Annotated in this window: 25 protein-coding genes and 1 pseudogene; 9 read left to right on the top strand and 17 right to left on the bottom strand. The window is 64.0% G+C overall.

Annotated features, from left to right (window positions below; all coding sequences use genetic code 11):
* Positions 1–41: 41 nt before the first annotated feature.
* From EP380_RS05170 to EP380_RS05135, 8 genes are all read right to left on the bottom strand, one after another.
* Positions 42–659 (bottom strand): riboflavin synthase, encoded by a 618-nt coding sequence (locus EP380_RS05170; RefSeq protein WP_106572300.1) that lies wholly within the window; start codon positions 657–659, stop codon positions 42–44.
* Complete coding sequence (gene ribD / locus EP380_RS05165) at positions 660–1,736, bottom strand: bifunctional diaminohydroxyphosphoribosylaminopyrimidine deaminase/5-amino-6-(5-phosphoribosylamino)uracil reductase RibD (protein ID WP_127597543.1); 1,077 nt, start codon at positions 1,734–1,736, stop codon at positions 660–662.
* Positions 1,737–1,786: 50 nt separating this feature from the next.
* The gene (nrdR, locus tag EP380_RS05160) at positions 1,787–2,257 is read right to left on the bottom strand and encodes a transcriptional regulator NrdR (protein ID WP_106572301.1); all 471 of its coding nucleotides are present in this window, start codon (positions 2,255–2,257) and stop codon (positions 1,787–1,789) included.
* A 38-nt stretch (positions 2,258–2,295) separates the two neighbouring features.
* On the bottom strand, positions 2,296–3,609 hold the full coding sequence (glyA, locus tag EP380_RS05155) for a serine hydroxymethyltransferase (RefSeq protein ID WP_127597162.1): 1,314 nt from the start codon (positions 3,607–3,609) through the stop codon (positions 2,296–2,298).
* Positions 3,610–3,844: 235 nt separating this feature from the next.
* Positions 3,845–5,101: a L,D-transpeptidase family protein gene (locus tag EP380_RS05150; protein ID WP_106572470.1), complete on the bottom strand. Its 1,257-nt coding sequence runs from the start codon at positions 5,099–5,101 to the stop codon at positions 3,845–3,847.
* 269 nt (positions 5,102–5,370) lie between these two features.
* Entirely contained in the window at positions 5,371–5,886 is a 516-nt protein-coding gene (gene ldtR, locus EP380_RS05145) for a transcriptional regulator LdtR (protein WP_106572303.1), read from the bottom strand.
* Positions 5,887–6,053: 167 nt separating this feature from the next.
* Entirely contained in the window at positions 6,054–6,479 is a 426-nt protein-coding gene (locus EP380_RS05140; protein WP_127597160.1) for a DUF6163 family protein, read from the bottom strand.
* Positions 6,476–7,519 (bottom strand): enoyl-CoA hydratase/isomerase family protein, encoded by a 1,044-nt coding sequence (locus EP380_RS05135; RefSeq protein ID WP_127597158.1) that lies wholly within the window; start codon positions 7,517–7,519, stop codon positions 6,476–6,478. The genes EP380_RS05140 and EP380_RS05135 overlap by 4 nt, the downstream gene beginning before the upstream one ends.
* 210 nt (positions 7,520–7,729) lie before the next feature.
* Between EP380_RS05135 and hemB the strand changes: the two genes are divergently transcribed.
* A complete protein-coding gene (gene hemB / locus EP380_RS05130) occupies positions 7,730–8,761 on the top strand; it encodes a porphobilinogen synthase (protein WP_127597156.1) in 1,032 nt (343 codons plus the stop codon).
* A gap of 23 nt (positions 8,762–8,784) precedes the next feature.
* On the opposite strand, the gene EP380_RS05125 is transcribed toward hemB, so the two are convergent.
* Complete coding sequence (locus EP380_RS05125; RefSeq protein WP_420845839.1) at positions 8,785–9,867, bottom strand: type I restriction enzyme HsdR N-terminal domain-containing protein; 1,083 nt, start codon at positions 9,865–9,867, stop codon at positions 8,785–8,787.
* 30 nt (positions 9,868–9,897) lie between these two features.
* Between EP380_RS05125 and EP380_RS24085 the strand changes: the two are divergent.
* The 5 genes and pseudogenes from EP380_RS24085 to EP380_RS05105 all read left to right on the top strand — a co-directional run.
* Positions 9,898–10,020, top strand: a pseudogene (locus EP380_RS24085) (porphobilinogen synthase); the annotation flags it as partial.
* A gap of 52 nt (positions 10,021–10,072) precedes the next feature.
* Positions 10,073–10,429, top strand: a complete 357-nt coding sequence (locus EP380_RS05120; RefSeq protein WP_106572307.1) for a DUF423 domain-containing protein — start codon at positions 10,073–10,075, stop codon at positions 10,427–10,429.
* Between the two features lie 90 nt (positions 10,430–10,519).
* Positions 10,520–10,990 (top strand): RDD family protein, encoded by a 471-nt coding sequence (locus tag EP380_RS05115; protein WP_106572308.1) that lies wholly within the window; start codon positions 10,520–10,522, stop codon positions 10,988–10,990.
* A gap of 138 nt (positions 10,991–11,128) precedes the next feature.
* Positions 11,129–11,887, top strand: coding sequence for an arginyltransferase (locus EP380_RS05110; protein WP_127597154.1), 759 nt, complete (start codon positions 11,129–11,131; stop codon positions 11,885–11,887).
* A gap of 159 nt (positions 11,888–12,046) precedes the next feature.
* The gene (locus EP380_RS05105; RefSeq protein ID WP_127597152.1) at positions 12,047–12,946 is read left to right on the top strand and encodes a DMT family transporter; all 900 of its coding nucleotides are present in this window, start codon (positions 12,047–12,049) and stop codon (positions 12,944–12,946) included.
* 17 nt (positions 12,947–12,963) lie between these two features.
* Here the strand turns inward: EP380_RS05105 and ppk2 are convergent, their stop codons facing one another.
* From ppk2 to EP380_RS05090, 3 genes are all read right to left on the bottom strand, one after another.
* On the bottom strand, positions 12,964–13,875 hold the full coding sequence (gene ppk2 / locus EP380_RS05100) for a polyphosphate kinase 2 (protein WP_127597150.1): 912 nt from the start codon (positions 13,873–13,875) through the stop codon (positions 12,964–12,966).
* A gap of 111 nt (positions 13,876–13,986) precedes the next feature.
* Positions 13,987–15,600 carry a benzoate-CoA ligase family protein gene (locus tag EP380_RS05095; protein WP_127597148.1) on the bottom strand — a complete coding sequence of 538 codons (1,614 nt, stop codon included), beginning with the start codon at positions 15,598–15,600 and terminating at the stop codon, positions 13,987–13,989.
* Complete coding sequence (locus EP380_RS05090; protein WP_238719738.1) at positions 15,597–16,739, bottom strand: FAD-dependent monooxygenase; 1,143 nt, start codon at positions 16,737–16,739, stop codon at positions 15,597–15,599. Before EP380_RS05090 ends, EP380_RS05095 begins: the two co-directional genes overlap by 4 nt.
* Before the next feature lie 84 nt (positions 16,740–16,823).
* Between EP380_RS05090 and EP380_RS05085 the strand changes: the two genes are divergently transcribed.
* Positions 16,824–17,252, top strand: a complete 429-nt coding sequence (locus EP380_RS05085; RefSeq protein WP_127597146.1) for an acyl-CoA thioesterase — start codon at positions 16,824–16,826, stop codon at positions 17,250–17,252.
* Positions 17,242–18,039, top strand: a complete 798-nt coding sequence (locus EP380_RS05080; protein WP_127597144.1) for an IclR family transcriptional regulator — start codon at positions 17,242–17,244, stop codon at positions 18,037–18,039. The genes EP380_RS05085 and EP380_RS05080 overlap by 11 nt, the downstream gene beginning before the upstream one ends.
* Positions 18,040–18,235: 196 nt before the next feature.
* On the opposite strand, the gene EP380_RS05075 is transcribed toward EP380_RS05080, so the two are convergent.
* The 3 genes from EP380_RS05075 to parC form a co-directional block, all read right to left on the bottom strand.
* Positions 18,236–19,474: a saccharopine dehydrogenase family protein gene (locus EP380_RS05075; RefSeq protein ID WP_127597142.1), complete on the bottom strand. Its 1,239-nt coding sequence runs from the start codon at positions 19,472–19,474 to the stop codon at positions 18,236–18,238.
* 65 nt (positions 19,475–19,539) lie between these two features.
* Positions 19,540–20,637, bottom strand: coding sequence for a carboxynorspermidine decarboxylase (locus EP380_RS05070; protein ID WP_106572314.1), 1,098 nt, complete (start codon positions 20,635–20,637; stop codon positions 19,540–19,542).
* 246 nt (positions 20,638–20,883) lie between these two features.
* Positions 20,884–23,142 carry a DNA topoisomerase IV subunit A gene (parC, locus tag EP380_RS05065; protein WP_106572315.1) on the bottom strand — a complete coding sequence of 753 codons (2,259 nt, stop codon included), beginning with the start codon at positions 23,140–23,142 and terminating at the stop codon, positions 20,884–20,886.
* Between the two features lie 262 nt (positions 23,143–23,404).
* On the opposite strand from parC, the gene EP380_RS05060 reads away from it, so the two are divergent.
* On the top strand, positions 23,405–24,592 hold the full coding sequence (locus tag EP380_RS05060) for a hypothetical protein (RefSeq protein WP_127597140.1): 1,188 nt from the start codon (positions 23,405–23,407) through the stop codon (positions 24,590–24,592).
* A 66-nt stretch (positions 24,593–24,658) separates the two neighbouring features.
* On the opposite strand, the gene EP380_RS05055 is transcribed toward EP380_RS05060, so the two are convergent.
* Both EP380_RS05055 and EP380_RS05050 read right to left on the bottom strand, forming a co-directional pair.
* Positions 24,659–25,468, bottom strand: a complete 810-nt coding sequence (locus EP380_RS05055) for an ABC transporter permease (RefSeq protein WP_106572317.1) — start codon at positions 25,466–25,468, stop codon at positions 24,659–24,661.
* Positions 25,465–26,478, bottom strand: coding sequence for an ATP-binding cassette domain-containing protein (locus tag EP380_RS05050; protein ID WP_127597138.1), 1,014 nt, complete (start codon positions 26,476–26,478; stop codon positions 25,465–25,467). Before EP380_RS05050 ends, EP380_RS05055 begins: the two co-directional genes overlap by 4 nt.
* Positions 26,479–26,544 lie beyond the last annotated feature (66 nt).

Here is a 26,544-nt window from a genome sequence, read left to right as displayed (position 1 = left end):
TGTTTGCGCCATACGGGCCGGGGACACCGCAAAGGCGCGGACTATCCGCCGTCGGGCGCGGTCTCGGCCAAGCGTGCGGCATAACGCGCCATCGTGTCGACCTCCAGGTTGACGCGATCGCCGCGCTGGCGCTCCCCCCACGTGGTGACGGCGAGCGAATGCTGGATCAACAACACGTCGAAGCGCGCGCCCTCCACACGGTTGACCGTCAGCGACGTGCCGTCGAGGGCGACCGATCCCTTGGGCGCGATAAACCGCGCGAGCGCCGACGGCGCCTCCAAGGTGAAACGCACCGCGTCGCCCTCGTCCTTTCGGTCCACGATCTCGGCCAGGCCGTCGACGTGACCCGACACGATATGGCCGCCGAGTTCGTCGCCGAGCCTCAAGGCGCGTTCCAGATTGAGCCGCGTGTCCTGGCGCCATTCAGCGACGGTCGTCAGCCGCAGCGCCTCCTCCCAGGCCTCGACCTCAAACCAACGCGCGTTCGAACCGGCATCGGGCAGCGCCACCACCGTCAGGCACACGCCCGCGCAGGCGATGGAGGCGCCGATATCGATCGTGGCGGGATCATAGGCCGTCTCGATGCGGACACGCCGGCCCTGCGAAAGCGGGCGAATGTCGACGACGCGGCCGATATCGCTGACGATTCCGGTAAACATTCACGCCGTCCTCACAAGTTCAACATAATCGTCGGTGCCGAAACGGGCGCGCCGCAGGACACGAAATCCCTCGGGCAGCGTATCGCGGTCGAACGGTGCGGCGATGCCACCCGGGCCGACCGGGACCGGCCCGGTGAACAGGGCGATGCGGTCGACCAGCCGTTCGGCCAAAAAACCTCTGGCGGTATTGGCGCCGCCCTCGACCATGATGCTCGACATGCCCTGGGCGGCCAGATCCTCCAGAAGCTCCGGCAGCGCGACCGCGCCGTCGAATTCCTCGGTGGCAAGCAGGCCCACACCGGCCCGCGTCAGCGCTTGGCGCCGCGCCTGCGGCGCCGAGGCGCAGGCGGCGACCAGCAGCGGGACCCGGGCGGCCTGCGCCACCAGCTTCGATGTTACGGGCAGGCGCGCGCCACTGTCGAGCACGATGCGCACCGGCGAGCGCTCCTCAAGACCGGGCAGCCGGCAGGTCAGTTCGGGATCGTCGGCCAGCGCCGTACCGATGCCGACCATGACGGCGTCGGTTTCCGCACGCATAAGGTGGACCTGAGCACGCGCGACCGGACCGGTGATCGGCAGTTGCCCCTGCCCGGTGCGTCCGATCATGCCGTCGGAGGAAACGGCCAACTTCAGAATCACTTCCGGGCGTTTTTTCAGAGAACGCGTTAGGTATCCGGCCATCACGTCGCCAGCGCGATCGGCCAGCACGGCCTCCACGACCTCGATGCCGGCGGCCCGCAGCATGGCGTACCCCTTGCCGGAGACGCGCGGGTCGGGATCACTCGCGGCGCCGACGACGCGCGCGATTCCAGCCGCGATCAGCGCCGAAGCGCATGGCGGCGTACGGCCATGATGGGCGCAGGGCTCGAGCGTGACATAGGCGGTCGCCCCGCGCGCCCGCTCGCCGGCCTCGGCCAACGCCTCGGTTTCGGCATGGGGCCGACCGCCGCGCGCCGTGACCCCGCGACCGACGATCACCGGCGCGTTGCCGTCGTCGGCGACGATCAGGGTGGCGACCGAAGGATTCGTCGCGGTGAGACCGAGATTACGGCGCGACAAGCGGATGGCGGCGGCCATGAAACGCCGATCGAGCGCGGCCTGGCCCTCGCCGGCGGGAGAGGGCGCCGTCACGGTTCGCGGGCGACTTCCTCGCCGCCCAATTCGCCGAGCAATTCGTGAAAATCCTTCGCCTCGCGGAAATTGCGGTAGACGGAGGCGAAGCGGACATAGGCGACATCGTCGAGCGACTTCAGCGCCTCCATGACGAGCCGGCCGATCTGGTCGGAGGCGATCTCGGTCTCGCCCGAGCTCTCGAGCTGGCGCACGATGCCGGAAACCGCACGCTCGATCCGTTCCGGTTCGACATTGCGTTTCCTGAGCGCGATATCGAAGGAACGGATCAGCTTGTCGCGGTCGAACGGCACCTTGCGGCCCGACCGCTTGACGACGACGAGATCGCGAAGCTGCACCCGCTCGAACGTGGTGAAGCGCCCGCCGCAATCCGGGCACACGCGGCGGCGGCGGATCACGGCACCGTCCTCGGCCGGACGGGAATCCTTCACGGCCGTGTCTTCAGACTGGCAATAGGGGCAACGCATCGCGATCCCTCGTCGTGGTTATTGGCGGCAGGCCGGCGTCAGCCGAGATAGGGATAGAGCGGGAAGCGTTCTGTCAGCGCGACCACCTTGTCCTTGACCGCGGCTTCCACGGCCGCGTTGCCCTCGTCGGAATTCGACGCCTTGAGACCGTCCAGCACCTCGGCAATCAGATTGCCGATCTCGCCGAACTCGGCCTGGCCGAACCCGCGCGTGGTTCCGGCGGGGGTGCCAAGCCGGATGCCGGAAGTGACGAACGGCTTTTCCGGATCGAAGGGGATGCCGTTCTTGTTGCAGGTGATGTTGGCGCGGCCGAGGGCCGCCTCGGCGCGCTTGCCGGTGGCGTTTTTCGGCCGCAAGTCGACCAGCATCAAATGGTTGTCGGTGCCGCCCGAGACGATGTCGAGGCCGGTCTCCTTGAGGCTGGCGGCGAGCGCCTTGGCATTGGCGGCCACGTCGCGCGCATAGGTCTTGAACTCGGGCTGAAGCGCCTCGCGGAAGGCGACCGCCTTGGCGGCGATGACATGCATCAGCGGCCCGCCCTGCAACCCCGGGAACACGGCGGAGTTCACCTTTTTCGCAATCGCCTCGTCATTGGTCAGGATCATGCCGCCGCGCGGCCCGCGCAACGATTTGTGAGTGGTGGTGGTCACGACATGGGCGTGCGGCACCGGCGAGGGATGCACGCCACCGGCAACAAGGCCGGCAATGTGGGCCATATCGACCATCAGCCAGGCGCCAACCGCGTCGGCGATCTCGCGGAAGCGCTTCCAGTCCCAGAAGCGCGAATAGGCGGTGCCGCCGGCCAAAATCAGCTTGGGCTTGTGCTCATGCGCCAGCCGTTCGACCTCGTCCATGTCGAGCAGGTGGTCGTCTTCGCGCACGCCGTAGGAGACGACGTTGAACCATTTTCCCGACATGTTGACGGGTGAGCCGTGCGTGAGGTGACCGCCGGAATTCAGGTCGAGGCCCATAAAAGTATCGCCGGGCTGTAGCAAAGCCAGAAACACGGCCTGATTCATCTGCGACCCGGAATTGGGCTGCACATTGGCGAACTGACAGCCGAAGAGCTGCTTGGCGCGCTCGATCGCCAGGTCTTCGGCGATGTCGACGAACTGACAGCCGCCATAATAGCGCTTGCCCGGATAGCCCTCGGCGTATTTGTTGGTCATGATCGAGCCCTGCGCCTCGAGCACTGCCCTGGAGACGATGTTTTCCGACGCGATCAGCTCGATTTCGTGGCGCTGGCGACCGAGTTCCTTGCCGATCGCGCCGAAGATTTCCGGATCAACGTCCGCGAGCGGGCTGTTGAAGAAGCTGTCGGCAGCGGGCGATACGGCAGTGGCAGTAGCCATAGTGAACGGTCCTCATGTCGAGATGGTTCAGGGATGTGCGGGCGCATTAACACACTTCGCAGCGGGCTTCCACGCGGCCGGCGCGAAATTTGCCGGCGCCTGCGCGCCGCAGCAGGTCGCACGCGCGGGGGCACGCCCGGCCACGGCCCACCGGGCGAAAACAGGCCGGCGCGGACATGAAAAAGGCCTCCCCGGAAACCGGGAAGGCCTCGATCGGATGAAAGGGGTCCGGCCTTTAGAGGGCGGACGAGATCATCAACTCGTCGACACCGTCGCGGCCATAAATGTCGTCGCGGAAATGCACCACCTGATCGCCGGTCGACCAGGCCGAAACATAGGTGAAATAGACCGGCACCGGCGCTGCCAGCGCCACCGGCGTGCTCTCGCCCGTCTTGATGGTCTGCTCGAAACGCTGGCGGTTCCAGCCATCGGTATCGCGTAGCAGCCAGGTAACGAGATCGCGTACGTTCTGGACGCGCACGCAGCCGGACGAATCGAAGCGCATCAGCTTATTGAACAGGCCCTGCTGCGGCGTGTCGTGCATGTAGACGGCATGCGGATTGGGAAAGTTGATCTTCACCGAGGCCATGGCGTTGATCTTGCCAGGATCCTGGCGGAAGCGCAGCTTGGCGGCCTCCTCCGTCGACCAGTCGATGGTGGCCGGATCGACCTCGGTGCCGCCCGGCCCGAGGATGCGGATATTGTTTTCGGCGAGATAGTTCGGGTTCTTGCGCACCAGCGGAATGATGTCCCGGCGCACGATCGACACCGGCGCGTTCCAGTACGGATTGACGATCACCTCGTTGATCTTGGAATTGAGGATCGGCGTCTGACGGTCGATCTTGCCGACGATGGCGGTATGGCGCAGCACGACGCGCGAATTCTCGACCGCCTCGATCTGGGCAGCGGGGATATTGACCATCACATAGCGGTCGCCAAGGAAACCCGACATCGACCGCAGCCGCACGATATTGGTTTCGAGCTGGCCCAGGCGCACGGGCGCCGATACGTTCATGGCGGCGAAAGTGTAGCGGCCGAGCACCCCGTCGGCGGGCAGCCCGTGGCGCGTCTGGAAGCGTTTGACGGCGGTGTCGACATAGGTGTCGAAGGCCGACGACATGCCCGCGCTCTGGGCCAGGTCACCGGAAATCATCAGCCGACGGCGCAGCGCCTCCACGTCGCGGTCGACCACACCGAGGCGCAATTTCTTGGTTGCCGGCACCATCGGCCAGCCGCCGCGGGCCACGATAGCGGAATATTGCGCGATCGCCTGCTCGACATGGCCGACGGTCTGCGGGCTGAGAATCGGCAGGTTCGAGGCCACTTTCTCGCCGCTGCTGGCGCGAGCGTCGAACTGATCGTCCCAGGCACCGCGCTTCGGCGACAGGATCAGATCCCTAATGACATCCTGTTGCGCGCGCGCGGGCACCGTGGACAAGGACGCGGCGGCCAGGCCCGCGCCAACAAGGAACGTGCGGCGATCCGTCTTCATCGTGCCAGTCAGCCTCATTATTCGTGTTGTGCGCACTCTCGGGGCGCGCCATCGCAATCAAGGGTCGATCCTAAAAGCGCGTGGTTAACAAAGCGCCTACCCGTCAAACGCGACCCCAAGCGCGACCTGCGACCCCGGACGTTCCTACACGAAAGAATATGGCGGCAAGAAGGCCCCGACGCGACACATATGCGTGAGAGGCCGAAAAGACGACGGGCCGGCGCCCGGCACCGACCCGTTCGACATATCCAAACCGAGGCGAAGAGCGACTACATCCGATAGGCGATGGTGTCGTTCCAGAACCGGTCCAGTCGCTGCAGGGCGCGATTCATCTGGCGGAATTCCTCGATATTGATACCGCCGACCTGCTCGATCGAGCCGATATGGCGATTGTAGAGATTGCCGACCACCTCGGCGATCTCCTGGCCCTTCGCCGTCAGGCTGACCCGCACCGAGCGGCGGTCGACCCGCGAGCGCTGATGGTTGATGAAACCGAGATCGACCAGCTTCTTCAGATTGTAGGACACGTTCGAGCCGAGATAGTAGCCGCGCGAGCGCAGCTCGCCCGCCGTCAACTCCGCATTGCCGATATTAAACAGCAGCAGCGCCTGGATCGCGTTGATGTCGGAGCGGCCGTTACGCTCGAACTCGTCCTTGATCACATCGAGCAGGCGGCGATGAAGACGCTCCACCAGCTGCAGCGATTCCAGATAGAGCGTGCGGATCGCTTCGGGTCCCTCGCCCTCGGTCGGGACGGCCTGCGGGGCCTGTCGTGACTTGTTCATCGTCTTTTGCCTCTTGTTTGACGCCCGGTGATTGTTTTTGTTTTCACCTTGGCGCCGACCCTAGCGCAGACGAATAAAATTCGACTTAAACCTCAGCCTTAACAAGCGATTACGGACCGGAGATCAAAAGATGCGTTAATTTTCTCCCAATCCGCGCGGCACAATTTTCAATCAATTCGAGCGTTGCGGCGCTGCAGCGCGATGCCGACGCGGAAGGCAATGTAAATCAACGCAACGAGCAGGTGCGACACGGCTATCAGCGGTCGATGGCCGAACATGTCGGGAAAACCCCAATACATCGTCGTCTCCATCGCCGCGCACAGGAACCAGATCACCGGCCCCCAGGAGGCCGTCATCCACAGGCCGATGCCGGCGAACGGAAAAAGCACCGACAGCGACACCGAGGCGACCTGCCATTCCACCGACATGGTGTCGAAGCGCCAGAGCGGGCCGTCATAATAGCCGATCAGCCGGACCCAGTACGCGACCCCGAACATCAGGCTGTAGGCGGCGACGATGCGCAGGAACCAGGGAAACGCCGCCTCGACCAGTCCCGGCCGCCAGGCGGCGACATCGACGCCGTCCTCGCTCACAACTCCAGGTCCCGCTCAAGTGGTGCGAAATAGGCGTCCACGACGTCCGGCGTCACCGCCTCGAGTGTCGCCGGCTGCCACACCGGCGTGGCGCCCTTGTCGATAATGGCCGCGCGAATGCCCTCGTAGAAATCGTGCCCCGTCAACATGCGGCTGACGATGCGAAACTCCATGCGCATACAGGCTGCCATGTCCATGGTCGCGCCCTGTGTGATCTGGCGATGGGCAACGCGCAGGCTGGTGGGCGAACGCTTGGAAAACGTCTCCAGCGTCGCGACGGCGAAATCCTCGCCGGCCTCGGCGTCGCGGCGCAGTGACGTCAGGGTTTGGTCGAAATCGTCCGGCGCGAAATGGCGGGCAATCGCGGCCACCGCATCGGCCGCGGTCTCGCCCGGCACCGTCTGCGCGTAGCGCGCGGTAACCGCGTCGGCATCACCGCTTTCTGCGAGCGCGGCCAGGATCGCCTCCAGATCGGCGTGTCTGACGGCATGGCTCGCAAGCCCGCTCCACAGCGCATCGCCCTGGCGGATGCGGGCGCCGGTCAGACCGAGATAGAGGCCGAAGCGGTCTTTCAGCCGCGGCAGGATGTAGCTGCCGCCGACATCCGGGAAAAAACCGATGCCGACTTCGGGCATGGCGAAGACGGCGTTCTCGCTCATCAGCCTGTGGGTGCCATGGAACGACACACCGACGCCACCGCCCATAGCGATACCGTCGACCAGGGCGACATAGGGTTTAGGGAAGCGCGCGATGGCGAGGTTGAGACGGTATTCGTCGGCGAAGAAATCGAGCGGCGGATAGCCGGCGCGTCCGGCCTCGTAGATGTGCAAGATATCGCCGCCGGCGGAAAAGGCCCTGCCCTCGGCCTTGATGACGATCAGCGCGATCTCAGGATCGTCTGCCCAGGCGGCGAGCGCTCTTGTCAGCGCAAGCACCATGGCGTGGGTGACGGCGTTGAGCGCCTTGGGGCGCGTCAGCGTCACCACCCCGGCCGCACCAAGCTTTTCGAAACGTATCTCCTCGCCACCGCCGAAATCCATGCCGGTCGTCCCTCGCGTCGTCTGCGCGGCCAGGTCGTCGCACCACTCGATCCGGCACACCTCGCCCGATGCCGAGGCTTATGCGGCGGCCGCGCCGGCGTCAATCTCGCCGGCGCCAAAGCCGTCATCGACGGCCCTAAAGCGGCTTTGTGCGCCGCCGCACCCATGCTATCCCTCGCCCGGAAATCGCCCCCCGCCATGGAGTGCGCCATGAACCGCATGTTTCGCGACACCAAGAACGGCGCACGCAGCGTCGACGAGATCACTGCAAGCCGGCGCCTGCGGCGCCTGCGCAAGACAGACTGGTCGCGCCGCATGGTGCGCGAGAACCGCTTGACGGTCGACGATTTGATCTGGCCGATCTTCGTCATCGAGGGCGAGAACCGACGCGAGGAAATCGCCGCCATGCCCGGCGTCTACCGCATGACGCTCGACCTGGCGGTCGCCCAGGTCGAGGAAGCCGCGAAACTCGGCATCCCAGCGGTCGCCACCTTCCCCAATATCGAGCGCGACCGGCGCGACCGGACCGGCTCGCACATCCTCGACGCCGACAACATCCTCAACAAGGCGAGCCGGGCGATCAAACAGGCCGTGCCGGAAATCGGGATCATCACCGACGCCGCGCTGGACCCGTTCACCGACCATGGCCACGACGGCATCCTGCGCGAGGGCATCATCGTCAATGACGAATCGGTGGCGCAGATCGCCGAGGCGGCCGTGCTGCAGGCAGCAAGCGGCGCCGATGTGATCGCGCCGTCGGACATGATGGACGGGCGCATCGGCGCAGTGCGCGACGCGCTCGACGCCAACGGCTTCCAGGACGTGGCGATCATGTCCTACGCGACCAAGTTCGCCTCGTCCTTCTACGGCCCCTATCGCGAGGCGGTTGGCACGGCCGGCCTGCTCAAGGGCGACAAGCAGACCTATTATCTCGATCACGCCAATTCCGACGAGGCGGTGCGCGAAGCCGAGCAGGACCTCGCCGAAGGCGCCGACATGATCATGGTCAAGCCCGGCCTGCCCTATCTCGACATCGTCCGCAGGCTGAAGGAGGCGTTCGCCATGCCCACCTTCGCCTACCAGGTGTCGGGTGAATACGCGATGATCAAGGCGGCGGGCGCCAATGGCTGGATCGACGAAGACCGCGCGATGATGGAATCGCTGCTGTGCCTGAAGCGCGCCGGCTGCGACGGCATCCTGACCTATTTCGCGCCGCAGGTGGCGCGGGCTCTCAAAGGCTGACCTGCACCACTTCCGTCTCCCGGTTATCCATTTTGGTATACTGCGGCTGTACTCCGCAAACGATCCGCGTGTTCATAGATATCGTCAAGGGATTCAATCTTAACGCGATCTTCCTTTTCTCCATCGAAAAGCCCAATATATTTCACGGATCTATTAAAATGGAGGCGCGTTAACGGTTTTCTATTGTTGTCATCAACAAGAATTCCGCAGTAACTTTTCTGATCTCTCATTGTTACACGCGAAGGCTTTATCAAATCCCTCACCAACGCCCTCACGATCATGAAGCCCTCGATCTCTTCTTCTGTTGTTACAATCTCTCCCTCGTGCGCATCATCCGAAACCTCAATAGATTCCGTTTCTGCAAGCGCAGACGACAAGCGCGACTGGACAGCCTCCCTGATTACATCACGGAACGCCGATTTGACCATGGGAGTAAATTTCTCCCTTACCTGACTAGTAAACCGCCCTTGATAGAGATCAGATGTCACCATCCTGACCAATTCCTCTGGCGGATTCTCCATAATATTGGACAATTCCCTCTTTATTGCGGACGTATATTTCAACCGTTGAGCGGCCTGTAGAATGCCGTCTACATCGAACTCATTTTTGGCGAACTTCTTGAGTTCTCCCATCAGCGGACCATGGATATCTGACAAGTCGAACGTCAAAAAAGGCTTTTCGTCCAGCCTGTTTGGCGCCACCAGATCGGTGTGAAAGTGGAAAGTGCGACCATTGGTCAAGATAGCGAATTTTGCGTTCGTGACCGAAAAATACCGATAGAGTTGTGCCAGATGCGCCTTTTCCAGCGAAACGCTGATCGGTTTGCATTCGATAAGGATACGAATCTCGTCTTCTATCTTAATGGCGTAATCGACCTTCTCACCCTTTTTCCCTACAGCATCGGCGCAGAATTCAGGTATGACCTCACCTGGATTGAATACGTCGTAGTCGAGTGCCGCTAAAAATGGCAAAATCACCGCTGTCTTGACTGCCTCCTCGGTGAGCATTGTATTCGAGTGAATTTTTATGCGGTCAGCCAGCACGCGAAGCCTGTCTTCAACGCTCATTTCTTCCTCCAAAATATTCAGCAACTGAGGATTGGTCAAAAATGTTCCTTACGCAAGCCACCGTCACAAGAAGGCCAACGTCGGATGACTTTGAAGAACTCACAATCGCTGCTGTGCCTGAAGCGCGCCGGCTGCGACGGCATCCTGACCTATTTCGCGCCGCAGGTGGCGCGGGTGCTTTCGGAAAGATGATGGCGGCGACAGGGTTTTCGTCAGACGCTGCGATGCGACGAGGCGCGCCCCGATGAGCGCGGCGCGTCTGCTCATCCTGGCCGCGGGACTGATCGGCGCCGCGGGCGTGGCGCTGTCGGCGGTGGCCGCGCATGCCGGCGGCGGCAATGTGGCGACCGCGGCGCAATTCCTGCTTTTTCACGCCCCTGCCCTGCTGACGCTCGGGCTCCTGTCATGCGAACGCCTGGCTCACGCGGCCGGACTGGTTCTGCTTGCCGGCGTCCTGCTGTTCGCCGGCGACCTGCTGATGCGGCACTTTGCCGACACCAGGCTTTTCGCAATGGCCGCGCCGGCGGGCGGAACGCTGATGATCCTCGGCTGGCTGGGCGTCGCCGGCTCGGCCCTACGCAGGCCGCGCGGCGCGGCGTGACGGCGGCAGCCCTTCGCAATTCTTGATTTCGGCCGGACGATCCCCATCTTCGACGGGTGGCGCGCGAACCGCAGCCCAGGAAAGGACAGGATGAGCGACAATATTCTCGACGGCGATATTTTGGCTTCGCGGCTTGACGACTGGCGCGTCTATGAGGGCGTGCGCACACGCCGGGTCTTTGCCTTCCTGCTCGACTATCTGTTCATCGGCTTGCTTGTGATCCCCTTCGCGGTCCTGGTGCTCCTGCTCGGCGTCTTGACGCTCGGCCTGGGCTGGGCGCTGTTCGGCGTTCTTGGCCCGATCGTGGCGCTGATCTATATCTGGAGCACGCTCGGCGGCGCGAAACAGGCCACGCCCGGCATGCAGTTGATGGGCCTGCGCCTGGACCGGCTCGACGAACGCCCCGTCGACGGTCTCCTGGCAGTGGTTCACACCGTGCTTTTTTGGGCCGGCAACGCGATCCTGACGCCCCTGATACTGCTGGTCTCGTTGTTTGCCGACCGCAAGCGTACGCTGCACGACCTGCTGCTGGGCACTGTGGTGACACGCGCCGAGCGTTAGCGGCCTGTCGGCCGGTTGTGCCGCATGCAGGCTCGGTTCAATTTTTCTGATGACATTTGGCCTTGGCAAAGTCCAAGAAAAGGTTGACGTTTTGCGCGCGCCGTCCAAGCTATGGATTGTCCGCAGATATCGGAAACCATGACGCAGCATCCGACCCAGTCGCCGCAGTTCTTCCTGACAGCGCCTTCGCCCTGCCCCTATATTGACGGGCAGTTCGAGCGCAAAGTGTTCACGCATCTGGTCGGCGAGAAAGCGCCCGAACTCAACGACCTGCTTACGCAAGGCGGGTTTCGCCGCTCTCAGAACATCGCCTACCGGCCTGCCTGCGAAACCTGCCGGGCCTGCGTGTCGGTACGCATCCTGGCCGAGGAGTTCCGCCCGTCGAAGAACATGAAACGGGTCATGCACAAAAACGCCGACCTGATCGGCGCGGTGCACGACGCGGAACCGACCACCGAACAATATTCACTGTTTCGCGCCTATCTTGATGCCCGCCACCGCAAGGGCGGCATGTCGGACATGACCGTGCTCGACTACGCCATGATGGTCGAGGACACCCATGTCGAGACCAAGATCATCGAATATCGCCGCCGCGGCCCTGACAGCTTCATCACCGGCACCGGCCAGGGGGAACTGATCGCCGTGGCGCTGTCCGACACGATGGCCGACGGATTGTCGATGGTCTATTCCTTCTACGATCCGAGCCAGGAAGAGCGCTCGCTCGGCACCTACATGATCCTCGACCACATCGCGCGGGCGCGCACGGCCGGCCTGCCGCATGTCTATCTCGGCTACTGGGTGCACGGCTCGTCGAAGATGGATTACAAAATACGCTACCAGCCGCAGGAGCATCTCGGTCCAAAAGGGTGGGAACGCTACGACGGCGCCTCCACCTGACGGGCAGGACACGACGTTGCGGCTTGCTGCAACGGAACCGGCATTGTGCAAGGCAAAACACTGAAACACTTGTCGCGCCCGGCCGGGTAGTGCGCTGGCCAAACCGGGCTAAGCTCTCCGCAAATCGAACTGTTTTCAATCGGATCAGCCGCCCCTGCCATGACCGCTTCCACCAGCCACCACACCAAGGGCCTTTTGATCACGGCGATCGGCGGCATGACGCTGACCATCGACATACCGCTGATCCGTCTCGCCGACGGCGACCCTTGGTCGATCCTGATGCTGCGCAGCGGCACTACCGTCGTCGCCGCGCTCACCATCTGGCTGGCCTGGCGGTTGCTGCGCGGCAACGCCCCGGCGCTGATTCCCGGTCGCGCCGGGCTGATGGTGGCCGCACTCTACGCGGCCTCCTCGGTGACCTTCATCATGGCCGTCTACAACACCACGACCGCCGATCTGGTCTTCCTGCTCGCCTTCAACACTATGTTCGCCGCGCTGCTGTCGTGGCTGTTTTTGAAGGAGCGCCCGCGCCCGGCGACACTGATCGCCATGGCGCTGATGCTGGTTGGCATGCTGATCATCGTCTATGACGGCATCGGCACCGGCAACCTGGTCGGCGACCTGTTTGCGCTCGCCTCGGCCTTCATGCTGGCCACCGCGATTACGATCTCGCGGGCGACCGGCAAGGATATGGGCTTTACCGCGCTGGTGGCGGTGTCGCTGCCGTTCGTGATTTCGCTCCTCATGGTCGCCAAGACCGGCTACCGGGTCGAGGCGCCGTGGTGGATCCTGTTCAACGGCGCCGTCATCATGCCGATCTCGTTTTTCTGCCTGGCGACCGGCCCGAAATATATTTCCGGTCCGGAAGTGGCGATGTTCTATCTGCTGGAGACGGTGCTGGCGCCGGTCTGGGTGTGGATGATCTTCGCCGAGGTGCCGACGGCGGCCTCGATAACCGGCGGCGCGATCCTGGTCGTCACGCTGATCGCGCATTCGCTGTGGCAATTGCACGACGGCCGGCGCCGGCGCGCCGCTCTGGCGGTGCGTCACCCGGCCTGAGCGGCCGGGCTAGCGTTTCAGTATTTCTGCGGCACGTAGAGTTCGGGCGGCAGCACTTTGCGCTCATAATTGGGATTGAAGACACGCTCCGGCAAGGCGATCTCCTCGTGCGGGATCGGCTCGTAGGGCACCTGGTTGAGCAGGTGGTCGATGCAATTCAGCCGCGCACGCTTCTTGTCGTTGCCCTCCACGATGTACCACGGCGCCTCGGAGATGTTGGTACGGGCGAACATCTCCTCCTTGGCTTTGGTGTAGCCTTCCCAGCGCACCCGGCTTTGCAGGTCCATCGGCGAGAGTTTCCACTGTTTCATCGGATCGTGGATGCGCATCAGAAAGCGCATCTGCTGCTCCTCGTCGGTGATCGAGAACCAATATTTCACTAGCAAGATACCCGAACGCACCAACATGCGTTCGAACTCCGGCACGTCGCGGAAAAATTCCTCGACCTGGTCGGGCGTGGCGAAGCCCATCACCCGTTCGACGCCGGCGCGATTGTACCAGGAGCGGTCGAACAGGACGATCTCGCCGCCCGCCGGAAGATGCGGGACGTAGCGCTGGAAATACCATTGCGAGGTCTCGCGCTCGGTCGGCGCAGGCAGAGCGACCACCCTGGCGATGCGCGGATTGAGCCGCTGGGTGATGCGTTTGATGACCCCGCCCTTGCCGGCCGAGTCGCGCCCCTCGAAGATCACCACGATCTTCTTCTTGTGATGGGCGACCCAGTCCTGCAGCTTGATCAGCTCCGACTGAAGGCGGATCAGCTCGCGGAAATAGGTCTGCCTGTCGATCGTGTCCGGGTGGGCCTTCTTGTAGACCTTGCGGATCTCCAACGACAGGGCCGGTTCCGACAGCTCGAGCTCGTAATCCTCGTCGAGCGTGTCGGCAAGCTCAGCCTCGAGCCAGTCCTTGCCGCCATCCTTGCTGTGCATCTTTACCCTCACATCTGCCATGCCGCGGACCGGTGCCGGCCGCGATTTCGCACACGATTTTAGAGGTCTAGCCGGCATCGATGACGGAATTATTGCAGCGGTGTGGCGAACTCAGACACCCGCCAGAGCCTGCCGGTCGAGCTTGCCGGTTCCCGTTTTCGGCAGTTCGGCGACGAATTCGACGATACGCGGATATTTGTGGGGAGCAAGGGCGGCCTTGACGTGCTCCTGCAGGAGACGGGCCTCGTCGTCGCCCGCGATCCCGGCACGCAGGCATATCACGGCGCGCAGGGTCATCCGGCGGTCGGCGAGTTGGTGCGCCACGACGGCGCATTCATGGACGTGGGGGTGCTCGTTCAGGCACCGCTCGACCTCGAGCGGCCACACCCACTGCCCCGAGACCTTGATCAGATCGTCGGCACGGCCTTGAAAATAGAAGAACCCGTCGCGTTCGACAAAGCGGTCGCCGGTATAGATCCAGTCCCCGCGCATGGTTTCGCCGGTCTTGTCGGGCCGGTTCCAGTAGCAAGGCGCCGAGGACGTGCCGCGCACCCACATCACACCCTCCTCGCCGGGCCCGGTCCGGCGGCCCGCGGCGTCGCGCAGCTCGATCTCGTAACCCGGGACCCGGCGGCCGGCCGAGCCGGGCCGCTGCCCGGCTTCATCGTTCGACAGGTAAATGTGCAGGATTTCCGTCGAACCGAGCCCTTCGACGGCCGACAGGCCGGTGAGCGCCTTCCAGGCCGCGTGGATATCGTGCGACAGCGTCTCCGCGGCCGAGATCGCCAGGCGCAGGCAGGACAGGTCGCGGGTTTCCACCCCGGTCGCGCGGCAAAGCGCGGTGTAGAGCGTCGGCAGGCCAAAGAACACGCTTGGCCGGTATGTCTCGATCACGTCGAGCACGCGGTCGGGATCGGGGCGACCGGGCATCAGGAGCGTGGTCGCGCCGACGGCGAAGGGAAAGGTGAACGCGTTGCCGAACCCGTAGGCGAAGAAGATTTTCGGCACAGAAAAGCAGATATCGGCGGGTTCCAGTCGCAGGATGGCGCTGGCATAGGATTTTTGGGTATAGGCCATGTCGTGGTGGAGGTGGACGATCCCCTTCGGCCGGCCGGTCGAACCGGAGGAATACATCCAAAACGCCATGTCGTCGGGTCCGGTGTCGGCGCAATCGAGCGTTTGCGGTTGGCCGTCGAGAAATGCCGTGGCCTCGATCAACGACCCGGCGCCGTCCGGCGGCGCGCCATTGACGACGACGCGCTCGATCGCGCTCGCCGCCAGCGTTCCGGCGGTAAACCGGTCGGCAAATGCCGCCTCGCAGACAGCCAGGCGCGCGCCGGAATCGGCCAGATAGAAGGCCAGCAGATCCGCATTGCTGGCCGTATTCAGCAGCACCGGCACGAAGCCTGCCCTGACGGCGCCGAAAAAGACGGCCGGATAGGCCGGCGTGTCGTCCAGAAACAGCGCGATGCGCGCGCCGCGCTCGAGACCGAAGCCGAGAAAGGCGTTGCCCCAGCGTGCGGCCTCGGCGCAGAGCGCGCGATAACTCAGCGTCCCGGCGGGGCCGATCACCGCCGGCCTGTCGGGCGCGCGGTCGAGATTGTCGAACAGGATGGCGCTGCAATTGGCGTGGCGCGACTTGTCGAAGCCGATTTCGCGCGCGCCCGGTGTGTCGCCGACCGGATCGACGAGCGCGGCTCCCGCCGGTGAACCGTCGCCATTCATTGCGGCCCTTCCCTGGCGGCCTCGTAGCGGCGCATGAAATCGGGCGACAGGCGGCGCAGCCGGCCCATGTCGACCCGGCCCGAACGGGTGATGTAGTCGAAAGCGAAATCGAGCGGGGCACGGACCATTCTTTCGGCGAAACCGTCATACCAGGCAGCCGAACTGTTGGCCGCGTCGACGATCTTTTTCGCAACCGGCTGGCGCGCGGCCTGGAAGGCGGCAAGGCTGGCCGCAAGCGCGTCATGCGCACAGAGCGCCTTGACCAGGGCGATCGCGTCCTCCATCGCCAGCCGGGTGCCCGAGCCGATCGAGAAATGCGCCGTATGGGCTGCATCGCCCAAAAGCACGCGGTTGCCCGAAACCCAGTTTTCGCACCACAGGCGCGGGAACCGGCGCCAGAGCGACCGGTTGGTCAGAAGCGGGGCACCGCCGAGCGCGCCGGCGAAAATGTCGGCGCACAGGCGCGCCGAAGCCGCCTCGTCCAGCGCCGCGAAACCATAGGCATCGAACGTCGCCGGGTCGCATTCAACAATGAAGGTGCTGCGGCCAGGCGCATAGCGATAATGGTGGGCGTTGAGCGTACCTTTGTCGGTGCGCAGGAATGTCTGGGTCAACGTGTCGAAGGCGCGCTCGGTGCCAAACCATGCGAAATGATTTTCGAACTGGCCCCATACCGGAGAGAACGCGGCTTCCTCGCCGGCCCGCACGACCGAGTTCAGCCCGTCCGCGCCGATGACAAGATCGCCCTTCAGCCCCTGTCCATCCTCAACGGGACAATCGTAGGTGATCTCCGCTCCGGCCGCGCGCGCCCTACGTTGCAGAATGTCGAGCAGTTCGAGCCGGCCGATAGCGGCGAAACCGATGCCGTCGATCGTCACCGTCTCGCCGCGGTGAACGAGCGTCATATTGCGCCAGCGCTCCATGCGCGGCGTCACCAGATCGTGCGTTTCGGGATCGTCGGCCCGCAGGAAGTCGAGCGCCTGGTCGGAAAATACCACGCCGAAACCGAAGGTGGCGTGTGGCGGGTTCCGCTCCCAAACCCGCACCCGGCAACCGGGCATCGCCTCGCGCATCAGGATCGCGGCGTAGAGCCCGGCCGGTCCGGCCCCGACAATATCGACCGACGACAAGGCTACCAAACGCGCCTCCCTTCATGCTTAGTGCAGATGACAGCCTACAAAACTTTGCATAATATGCAAAGCATTTCATAATATGGAAAAACCATGCTCGATCCTGCCTTCACCGCCCGCTTCCAGATCAGCTTCGGCGACTGCGATCCGGCCGGTATCGTGTTCTACCCCAACTTCTACCGCTGGTTCGACGCGACCTGTCATGGCTGGTTCCGCGCCGCCGCCGGCAGCCATGCACGGCTGTGCGCGGCTCTGGGCAGCGTCGGGGTGGGGCTGGTCGATTCGGGGGCCAGCTTCCGTTCGCCGGCGACAGAGGGCGACGTGCTCGACGTGGCGCTGCGCGTCGAGGCATGGAACCGCAAAACGGTGCGGCTCGGATATCGCGGCACGGTCGGGGACAGGCTGGTGGTCGAGGGTTTCGAGCTTCGCGCCGTCTTTGTGCACGAAGACGGGCGCATGCGCGCCGGCGAGACGGCGCCGCTGCGCGCGCTTCTGGAACGGACCGACGGCAATGGCCGATAGGCCGGACGGCACCGGCGGTATCCAGTCGCTCGACCAGGCGCTCAGGGTGCTCGTGGCCCTGGCACGGCGCAAGCGCGCGGCGAGCCTTTCCGAACTTGCCCGCGACTGCGGCATGCCGACAAGCAAGGTGCACCGCTATCTCGCGTCCTTTCTCAACGCCGGCTTCGTGCGTCAGGCCGAGCGCTCAGGCAAATACGACCTCGGTCCGGCATCGATCGAAACCGGGCTGTCGGCACTCAACCGGCACGATTTCGTCAATCGCGCTGCCGACGCCCTGCCCGGGCTGGCGGCGGACACCGGCCTGACGGCGTTGTTGTGCGTGTGGGGCAATTTCGGCCCGACCGTCGTGCGCTGGGAACGGGCAGCCTCACTGGTGGCGGCCTCGCTCGGGCTCGGCACAGCACTGCCGCTTCTGACCTCGGCCACGGGCCGGGTTTTTCTGGCCTATCTGCCCGAAGCCGTGACCGCCGCCCTCAGGCGCAAGGAACTTGCCGAGGCGGCGACGAGCGGACGGGAATTTGACGATATCGGACCGGACGAGGCCGGCGTGCACGCCTTGGCGGAAACGGTGCGCGCCGCGGGCCACGCAGCAGTCGACGGCCGCTACATTCCGGGACTTGTGGCGATGGCGGCGCCGGTCCTCGACTGGCAGGGCCAGGCCCAGGCCGTCGTCACGCTGATCGGCACCGACCCGCGCGCGATCGCCAAGGACGCGCCGGCGCTAGGGCAGATGAAGGTGTTTTGCGCAGCCTTGTCGATCACCGGCCCCGGCGGGGCGCCCGCCTGACGGGACGAGAGGTCCGCACCACAAAACGACACGAACAGGCATATGGAAAACCGCCGGCGCAAGGCCGGCGGTTGGTAAAGCGGCGCGTATCGCGCTCAAAGAATGAATCAAGGCAAAGCTCGAATACCTTGATCGAACTGGATTTTCGCCAGGCTTGCTCATGTCGGCCTTCGCAAAGCCGGCCGAGCCTGAGCGGCTAGAAATCGAGCGCGACGTCCTTGTCGCCCTCGCGCAGCCGCGTCGGCAGGCCGATCCGGTTCAACAGGCCGAGGAAGGGCTGCGGCGGCAGTTCCTCGACATTGACCATTTTCTGCACGTCCCAGGTGCCGTTGGCGATCAGCATGGCGGCGGCGACCGGCGGCACGCCCGCAGTATAGGAAATCGCCTGACTGCTGACCTCCTCGTAGCAGGCCTTGTGATCGCAGATATTGTAGATCAAGACCTCGCGCGGCTTGCCGTCCTTCTCGCCCTTGACGAGATCGCCGATGCAGGTGTTGCCGGTGTAGTGCGGCGCCAGCGAGGCCGGATCCGGCAGCACCGCCTTGACCACCTTGAGCGGCACCACCTCGAGCCCCTCGGCGGTCGTCACCGGCTGTTCCGACAACAAGCCGAGATTCTTCAGCACGGTGAAGACGGTGATGTAACGTTCGCCGAAGCCCATCCAGAAACGGACGTCCGGCACGTTCAGGTTCTGCGACAGGGAATGGATCTCGTCATGGCCGGTCATAAAGGTCTGGCTTTCGCCGACGACCGGCAGATCCCAGACCTTGCGAACCTCGAACATCTGGTTGGAGGTCCATTTGCTGTCCTGCCACGACCAGACCTGGCCGGTGAACTCGCGGAAATTGATCTCGGGATCGAAATTGGTCGAGAACCAGCGATTGTGGCTGCCGGCATTGACGTCGATGATGTCGATCGAGTCGATCCGATCGAAATACTCGTTGTTGGCCAGCGCTGCATAGGCGTTGACGACGCCCGGATCGAAACCGACGCCGAGAATGGCGGTCACGCCCTTGTCCTCGCACTCCTTGCGCCGCTTCCATTCGTAGTTGGCGTACCAGGGCGGCGTCTCGCAGACCTTGGCCGGATCCTCGTGGATGGCCGTGTCGAGATAGGCCACGCCGGTTTCCAGACAGGCCGACATCACCGACATGTTGACGAAGGCGGAGCCGACATTGATGACGATCTGGACGCCTGTGCGCTCGATCAGCGCCCTGGTGGCCGCGACGTCGAGCGCGTCGAGTGCGTGCGCCTCGAGCACGCCGTCCTGCTTGAGGCTGCCCTTTTCGCGCACGCTGTCGATAATGGCCTGACATTTTTCCACGGTGCGCGAGGCGATATGGATATCGCCGAGCACATCGTTGTTCTGGGCACATTTATGAGCCACCACCTGGGCGACGCCGCCGGCGCCGACGATCAAGACATTCTTTTTCATCCTGACGCGTTCAACTCCATCGTTGGAAACAAACATGATCCGGCGCCGAGGCGCCGGCGTGTCGGTTAGGACAGGCTGGCCACATAGTCATCGAACGAAAACGTCCTGATGACATCGACGCTGCCGTCGAGCTGGCGCACGGCGATCGCGGGCATGTTCACGCCGTTGAACCAGTTTTTCTTGACCATGGTGTAGCCGGCGGCGTCCTGGATCGAAATCCGGTCGCCGATTGACAGTTCCTTCTCGAAGCGGAATTCGCCGAAAATATCGCCGGCCAGGCAGGACTTTCCGCAGATCATGTAACTGTGCGGGCCGGAATCGGGGCGGATCGTGGCCCGCTCGCGGTAGATCAAGAGGTCGAGCATGTGGGCCTCGATCGAGGAATCCACGATCGCCAGGTGCTTGCCGTTGAACAGCGTGTCGAGCACGGACACTTCGAGCGTGGTCGAGTTCGTCACCGCAGCTTCGCCCGGCTCCAGATAGACCTGGACCCCGAAACGGTCGGCAAACGCCGACAGGCGGTCGCAGAAAGCATCGAGCGGATAGGCCTCGCCGGTGAAATGGATGCCGCCGCCGAGACTGACCCAGTCGACATGGCCGAGCAGTTCGCCGAAGCGGGTTTCGATCTCGCCCAGCATGCGATCGAACAGCGCGAAATCTGCGTTTTCGCAGTTGTTGTGGATCATGAAGCCGGAAACGCGGTCGAGCACGGCGGCGATGCGCTCGGCGTCCCATTCGCCGAGCCGGCTGAATTGCCGCGCCGGATCGGCGAGGTCGAAACCGGAACTGCTGACGCCCGGATTGAGACGCAGGCCGCGCACAATGCCGGCGGCGGCCGCCTCGAACCGGTCGAGCTGGCCGATCGAATTGAAAATGATCTTGTCGGCATGGCCGACCACGGCATCGATCTCGTGATCGGCATAGGCAACCGAATAGGCGTGGGTCTCGCCACCGAATTTCTCGCGGCCGAGCCTGACCTCGTAGAGCGACGACGAGGTCGTGCCGTCCATGTAGTCGCGCATCAGATCGAAGACCGACCAGGTGGCGAAGCATTTCAGCGCCAGCAGCGCCTTCGCACCCGAGCGTTCGCGCACATGGGCGATCTTTTCGAGGTTGCGCAAGAGCTTCGACTTGTCGATCAGATAATACGGCGTCTGGATCATCGGCCCCGGTGGTCGCCTCGCAAGATTGCCCGTCATTGGTTCGGAAATTCGCGCCGGGCCTGACGGCAACGCGCGTCCGGGCCTTCGGTCTGCCGGCCTTACTAGCCGAGACCGGCTACCGCCCGCAACGCCCCGCGGCGAAAAAGACGCCGGGCGCGGGGCGGCGTTTTGCTGCACCGTGGCCGCCGCGCGCGGCGGCGTTCTGTCCTGGACCCGCGGAAACGTACCGGCGACAGCGCGCCGCGTTCAGCCGAATTTTCCGGTGCGCGGAAAGCCTTTCGGCGCCATGCGGCCGGCCCCGGCGCGCGCGCCCATCCACTCCGTCAACTCCTCGCGGACACGGGTGAAGGTGCGGTCGGCCGAATCCTTCCAGGACAAGCCCTCCTCCATGGCGAAGGTCTTGATGTCGGCAATGCCGCCATCCTTGTATTTTTGCAGGCGCACGCCCTTGCCACGGGTGAGTTCGGGCACCTCGTCGAGCGCGAACACCAGCAGCTTGCGGTTTTCCCCGACGACGGCGACATGGTCGCCGGAGACGGGAACGCACAGCTTTGCCTCGTCCGGCGCCTTGACGTTCATGACCTGCCTGCCCTTGCGGGTGTTGGCCACGACTTCGGCCTCCGGCACCACGAAACCGTTGCCGGCCCAGGATGCCAAAAGCAGTTTGCGCGCGGGATCGTGGGCGAAGGCGGTGACGATCGCCTGGTCGTTGTCCATGTCGACGATGATGCGCACAGGCTCGCCGTGGCCGCGCCCACCCGGCAGCCGGTCGGCACCGATCGTGTAGAACTTGCCGCCGGTGGTGAAGATCAGCACCTTGTCGGTGGTCTGGGCGTGGAAGGCGAGCTTGAGCTTGTCGCCTTCCTTGAAGGACAGGCTGGACAGGTCCGACAAATGACCCTTCATCGCTCGGAGCCACCCCTTTTCCGACACCACGACGGTGACGGGCTCCTTTTCGATCATCGCCTGGTGAATGTCGGACAGGTCGTGATCGGGAGCCTCGGAGAAGGTGGTACGCCGCTTGCCGAGATCGGGGTTCTTTTCGGGTCCGAATGTCTCGCGGATCTCCCCGATTTCCCAGGCCACCGTACGCCATTGCTTGGCCTCGGATGCGAGCAAGGCCTCGATCTTGGCCTTTTCGTCGGTGAGCTGGTCGAACTCCTTGCGGATCTCGAACTCCTCGAGCTTGCGCAGAGCGCGCAGGCGCATGTTCAAGATCGCTTCGGTCTGGGTATCGGTGAGATCCCAGCGCGCCATCATCACTTTTTTCGGCTCATCCTCCTCGCGGATGATGCGGATCACCTCGTCGATGTTGAGGTAGGCGATCAGATAGCCGGCCAGAATCTCCAGCCGCCGCTCGATCTCGCCCAGCCGGTGACGCGAGCGGCGAACCAGAACCTCCTTGCGGTGGTCCAGCCATTCCCTGAGCACCCCGGCGAGCGACAGGACGTTGGGCACCCGCCCGCGCGTCAGGACGTTCATGTTGAGGGAAAAGCGGCTTTCGAACTCCGACAGCTTGAACAGCGATTCCATCAGCAGCGCGGGATCGACCGTGCGGCTCTTGGGCACCAGGACGATGCGCACATCCTCCGCGCTTTCGTCGCGAATATCCTCAAGCAGCGGCAGTTTTCGAGCCAAGAGCAGTTCGGCGGTCTTTTCGATCAGCCGCGACTTCTGAACCCCGAACGGGATTTCGGTGACGACCGCGATCCAGGTGCCGCGCCCCTGGTCCTCCTGGTGCCAGCGCGAGCGCACACGGAAGGCGCCACGGCCGGTCTCGTAGGCGTCGAGGATCGAGGCCCGGTCGTCGACGATGACGCCGCCGGTGGGAAAATCCGGTCCCTCGACGAATTTGAGCAGCTCGGCAACACTCGCCTGAGGATTGTCGATCAGATGCAGCGCGGCGTCGCAAATCTCGGCAACGTTGTGCGACGGGATCGAGGTCGCCATGCCCACGGCAATGCCCGAGGAACCGTTGGCGAGCAGGTTCGGGAAAGCCCCCGGCAGAACGACCGGTTCCTCCTCCTCTTCGTTGTAGGTGGGCCTGAAGTCGACCGCGTCCTCGGCGATCCCCTCCAAAAGCAGCGGCGACACCTGGGTCATGCGCGCCTCGGTATAGCGCATCGCCGCCGCGCTATCGCCGTCGATATTGCCGAAATTGCCCTGGCCGTCGACCAAGGGGTAGCGCATGGAAAAGGACTGGGCCAGACGCACCAGCGCGTCGTAGATCGCCTGGTCGCTATGCGGGTGGAACTTGCCCATCACCTCGCCGACGATGCGGGCGCATTTGGCGAAGCCCTGCTCGGGGTTGAGCCGCAGCAGGCGCATCGTATGCATGATGCGGCGATGGACGGGCTTCAGCCCGTCGCGCACATCCGGCAAGGCACGATGCATGATGGTCGACAGCGCATAGGCGAGGTAGCGTTCCTCGAGCGCGTTCTTGAGGTCGACGGGCTCGATCGCGTCACCGCCATCGCCACCGGGCGGAATCAGGCTTTTTCCCATGTTTTCCGGTTAATGGAGTAGGTATCGCCGGGCAAGTGGGCGCGCGCCGGAACGGCTTTGTGCCCCCAGCTTTCCCGGTATATAAGCGCTCTCCGATCCATCTGCGAAATCCGCGCAAACCTATGGCCGTGCGGTCGAATATCGTCCAAAGTGAGCAAATTCACTGAAATCGCGGCGTTTTCCGCATTTTGACATTATCCGGTCCATTTGTTCGCCGTAGATTGGCACAAAGGGACATCGAGCCAACTCAGGGAACAAATTCATGTCTTACCCACGTCTACGCCCCCACATTTTGGCCTGCGCCGGACTGATGGCGGCCTACATGCCGCACACAGCCCTGGCCGCCGATGCCGACGAGGTGGCGGCGCGCCTCAAGGCGATGATGGAAAAACAGGGCGTGGAGGCATCCTGGAGCAACATTGCCGGCGACGGCACGCGGATGACGTTGCAGGGCGTCACGGTCAAACCTGCCGGTACCGACGAGGCCTTGCCGCTCGGCAACATCGAGCTTGCCGACATCAGCGAGGACGGGGACATGATCGTCGTCGGCACCCTGGCGATGCCGTCCTACGCCTTCTCCAGTGAAGACGTGGACGTGGCCATCGACGGCATCAGCGTCACCGGTCTCGAATTGCCGGCCGTTGGCGACGACAGTGTCGCCGCCATGGTCGGCGCTTATGAAAGCGCCGACATGAACCTTCTGAGAGTGACGCGGGAAGGCCGGCCGCTGTTCACGCTCGAGCAGCTTCATGTGGAAATGTCGCCGCTCAGCGACGATGCGCCACTGGAATTCAGCGGCGCCGCGGAAAAATTCACCGCCGACCTGACCACGATCGAGGATCCCCAGGCCAAGGCCGTCGTACAAGCGCTCGGCTACGAAACCATCAACGGCTATCTGGAACTGTCCGGCTCGTGGTCCCCGACCGACGGGCGCATGGTACTCGACCAGTACGACATCGCCGTCGATCAGGCCGGCACGATCGGAATGACCTTCGACATTGGCGGCTACACGGCCGAATTCATAAAGGCGCTGCGCGACATTCAGGCCAAAATGGCTGAAAACGAAGGCCAGGACCAGTCGGCGCAGGGCATGGCCATGCTCGGCCTGATGCAGCAATTGACGCTCAACGGCGCCACCTTGCGCTTCGACGACGACACGCTGACGCAAAAGACGCTCGAATTCGTCGCCGCGCAGCAGGGCGCCAAGCCGGCCGACATCGTCAACCAGGCCAAGGCGGTCCTGCCCTTCGCCATGGCGCAGCTCAACAATCCCGAATTGACGGCGGCGGTCTCCGCGGCGGTAGGCAAGTTCCTCGACGATCCGCAGAACCTCGAAGTGCGCGTGGCACCGCAGAACCCGCTGCCGTTCGCCATGGTCGCGGCCGGAGCGATGACCGCGCCGCAGGCGCTGCCGCAGCAGCTCGGCCTGAAAATCACCGCAAACGAATAAAGGCGGTTCTCGAAACCGAACCGACACGGCCCGGCATTCTGTGCCGGGCCGTCTTTTTGTCCGGTCTTACCGGCGCATGTAGAGCCACAAGGTGGTCGGCGCCAGCACGACGGTCAGGAGCGCCGGCGCAAACAGCGCCAGGCCGATTTCGTGCACCGTCACGCCGCCGTTCATCAGACCGCGCATCGCCGTCGTCATCAAGGAAACCGGGTTGATATCGACGAAGGTATGCAGCCAGCCGGGCATGGTGGCGGGATCGACCATGATGTTGGAGGCGAACACGACCGGGAACAGGAAGGTGAAGCCGACGGTCATCACCGTCGTCGGCGTGCGGATCAAAAGGCCGAGGACGAGGAAGATCCAGCCCGTACCGAAGCCGATCGCGACCAACAGCGCGAAGGAAGCCGCCACACCGACGATACCGGTCTCGGGCTGATAGCCGAGGATCAGCCCGATCGTCAAAATGATCGCCGCGGCGATCAGATGGCGCAGCATGTCGCCGACCATCAATCCGGCGAACGGCGCCAGCGGCCAGACCGGCAACGAGCGGAAGCGGTCGAAGAGACCCTTGCCGAGATCGGTCGACAGGCCCATGCCGGAATAGACCGCGTTGAAGACCACGGTCTGCACCAGGATGCCGGGCAGAAAGAACTGCAGATAATCGCCGGTCGAGCCGGCGAGCGCGCCGCCGAACACGAAGGTGAACAGCAGCGTGAACATGATCGGCGTCATCACCAGATCGAAAAGCTGCTCGGGCACGTGCTTGAATTTCAACACCGCCCGCCAGGCAAAGACCAGCGCATTGGAAAATGCCGAGGGACGGCGCGGACGCTCAACGCCATGCAAGGCGGCCGCCAGGGCACGGGTTCGGCTCATCGCTCGTCCTCCACTACCGGATCGCTCTCCACACCCTGTCCGGTGAGCGCGAAAAACACCTCGTCGAGACTGGGCTGGCCCATGGAAAAATCGGACGGCTCGATCCCCGCTTCAATCAGTGCCGCGATCGCCTGGCTGGCGATCTCGGCGCTGCCGGCCATAACCGACAATTGCGCGCCCTCCACGCTGGTCTGGACCGGGCTGGCCAAGCGGGCCTCCAACAGCCGCGCGGCCTCGTCGAGCCGTTCGCGGTCGGCGAGCGCGACATGCAAGAACCCGGAGCCGGTCTGCGCCTTCAGTTCGCGGCTGGTGCCTTCGGCGATCTTGCGGCCATGATCGATGACGGCGATGCGGGCGGCGAGCTGGTCGGCCTCATCCAGATACTGGGTCGTCAGCAGAATGGTGACGCCGGCATCCGCCAGACCCCGGATCATGCGCCAGACCGCCTTGCGCGCCTTGGGGTCGAGGCCGGTGGTCGGCTCGTCGAGAAACAGCACGCCCGGCGTGACGACCAGCGACGCGGCGATGTCGAGCCGGCGTCGCATGCCGCCCGAATAATCCTTGACCTGCTTGTGACCGGCATCGGCGAGCTCGAAGGCGTCCAGAAGCTCGTCGGCGCGCGACTTGGCGGCGCGGCCGCGAAAGCCCCACAGACGCGCCAGCATCAACAAGTTCTCGCGGCCGGTCAGATCCTCGTCGAGCGAGGCGAACTGACCGGTCATGGCGATGACGGCGCGCACCTCGGCCGGTTCGTTCACCAGGTCGCGGCCGAGAACGCTCGCCGTCCCGGTGTCGGGCCGCGAAAGCGTGGCGAGCATGCGCATCAGCGTCGTCTTGCCGGCACCGTTGGGGCCGAGCACGGCGAAGATCATGCCGCGCGGCACGTCGAGGTCGATGCCGTCGACCGCACGCACGGCACCGAAATGCTTGACCAGGCCGCGCGCGGATATGGCGGGTTGCGCGGCGGTATCGTCAAGAGGCTGTTTGCCCGCGGGCGAGACATCGTTCATGGGGCCGGTCCGGATCCTGAGACAAGACGGCCGGGTGGCCGCATCGCGGGCAGACGCCTATAGCAG

Origin of the sequence: Nitratireductor alexandrii (genome assembly GCF_004000215.1) — a bacterium.
Taxonomy (GTDB): domain Bacteria; phylum Pseudomonadota; class Alphaproteobacteria; order Rhizobiales; family Rhizobiaceae; genus Mangrovimarina; species Mangrovimarina alexandrii.
Note: the sequence above shows the minus strand (reverse complement) of the source record. Positions and strands in the feature narration are given on the sequence as shown.

Excerpts from the sequence above, each read along its gene's own strand:
- EP380_RS05170 (WP_106572300.1), bottom strand. The coding sequence starts at position 659 with ATGTTTACCGGAATCGTCAGCGATATCGGCCGCGTCGTCGACATTCGC.
- ribD (WP_127597543.1), bottom strand. The coding sequence starts at position 1,736 with ATGGCCGCCGCCATCCGCTTGTCGCGCCGTAATCTCGGTCTCACCGCG.
- nrdR (WP_106572301.1), bottom strand. The coding sequence starts at position 2,257 with ATGCGTTGCCCCTATTGCCAGTCTGAAGACACGGCCGTGAAGGATTCC.
- glyA (WP_127597162.1), bottom strand. The coding sequence starts at position 3,609 with ATGGCTACTGCCACTGCCGTATCGCCCGCTGCCGACAGCTTCTTCAAC.
- EP380_RS05150 (WP_106572470.1), bottom strand. The coding sequence starts at position 5,101 with ATGAAGACGGATCGCCGCACGTTCCTTGTTGGCGCGGGCCTGGCCGCC.
- ldtR (WP_106572303.1), bottom strand. The coding sequence starts at position 5,886 with ATGAACAAGTCACGACAGGCCCCGCAGGCCGTCCCGACCGAGGGCGAG.
- EP380_RS05135 (WP_127597158.1), bottom strand. The coding sequence starts at position 7,519 with ATGGATTTCGGCGGTGGCGAGGAGATACGTTTCGAAAAGCTTGGTGCG.
- hemB (WP_127597156.1), top strand. The coding sequence starts at position 7,730 with ATGAACCGCATGTTTCGCGACACCAAGAACGGCGCACGCAGCGTCGAC.
- EP380_RS05120 (WP_106572307.1), top strand. The coding sequence starts at position 10,073 with ATGAGCGCGGCGCGTCTGCTCATCCTGGCCGCGGGACTGATCGGCGCC.
- EP380_RS05115 (WP_106572308.1), top strand. The coding sequence starts at position 10,520 with ATGAGCGACAATATTCTCGACGGCGATATTTTGGCTTCGCGGCTTGAC.
- EP380_RS05110 (WP_127597154.1), top strand. The coding sequence starts at position 11,129 with ATGACGCAGCATCCGACCCAGTCGCCGCAGTTCTTCCTGACAGCGCCT.
- EP380_RS05105 (WP_127597152.1), top strand. The coding sequence starts at position 12,047 with ATGACCGCTTCCACCAGCCACCACACCAAGGGCCTTTTGATCACGGCG.
- ppk2 (WP_127597150.1), bottom strand. The coding sequence starts at position 13,875 with ATGCACAGCAAGGATGGCGGCAAGGACTGGCTCGAGGCTGAGCTTGCC.
- EP380_RS05095 (WP_127597148.1), bottom strand. The coding sequence starts at position 15,600 with ATGAATGGCGACGGTTCACCGGCGGGAGCCGCGCTCGTCGATCCGGTC.
- EP380_RS05085 (WP_127597146.1), top strand. The coding sequence starts at position 16,824 with ATGCTCGATCCTGCCTTCACCGCCCGCTTCCAGATCAGCTTCGGCGAC.
- EP380_RS05080 (WP_127597144.1), top strand. The coding sequence starts at position 17,242 with ATGGCCGATAGGCCGGACGGCACCGGCGGTATCCAGTCGCTCGACCAG.
- EP380_RS05075 (WP_127597142.1), bottom strand. The coding sequence starts at position 19,474 with ATGAAAAAGAATGTCTTGATCGTCGGCGCCGGCGGCGTCGCCCAGGTG.
- EP380_RS05070 (WP_106572314.1), bottom strand. The coding sequence starts at position 20,637 with ATGATCCAGACGCCGTATTATCTGATCGACAAGTCGAAGCTCTTGCGC.
- parC (WP_106572315.1), bottom strand. The coding sequence starts at position 23,142 with ATGGGAAAAAGCCTGATTCCGCCCGGTGGCGATGGCGGTGACGCGATC.
- EP380_RS05060 (WP_127597140.1), top strand. The coding sequence starts at position 23,405 with ATGTCTTACCCACGTCTACGCCCCCACATTTTGGCCTGCGCCGGACTG.
- EP380_RS05055 (WP_106572317.1), bottom strand. The coding sequence starts at position 25,468 with ATGAGCCGAACCCGTGCCCTGGCGGCCGCCTTGCATGGCGTTGAGCGT.
- EP380_RS05050 (WP_127597138.1), bottom strand. The coding sequence starts at position 26,478 with ATGAACGATGTCTCGCCCGCGGGCAAACAGCCTCTTGACGATACCGCC.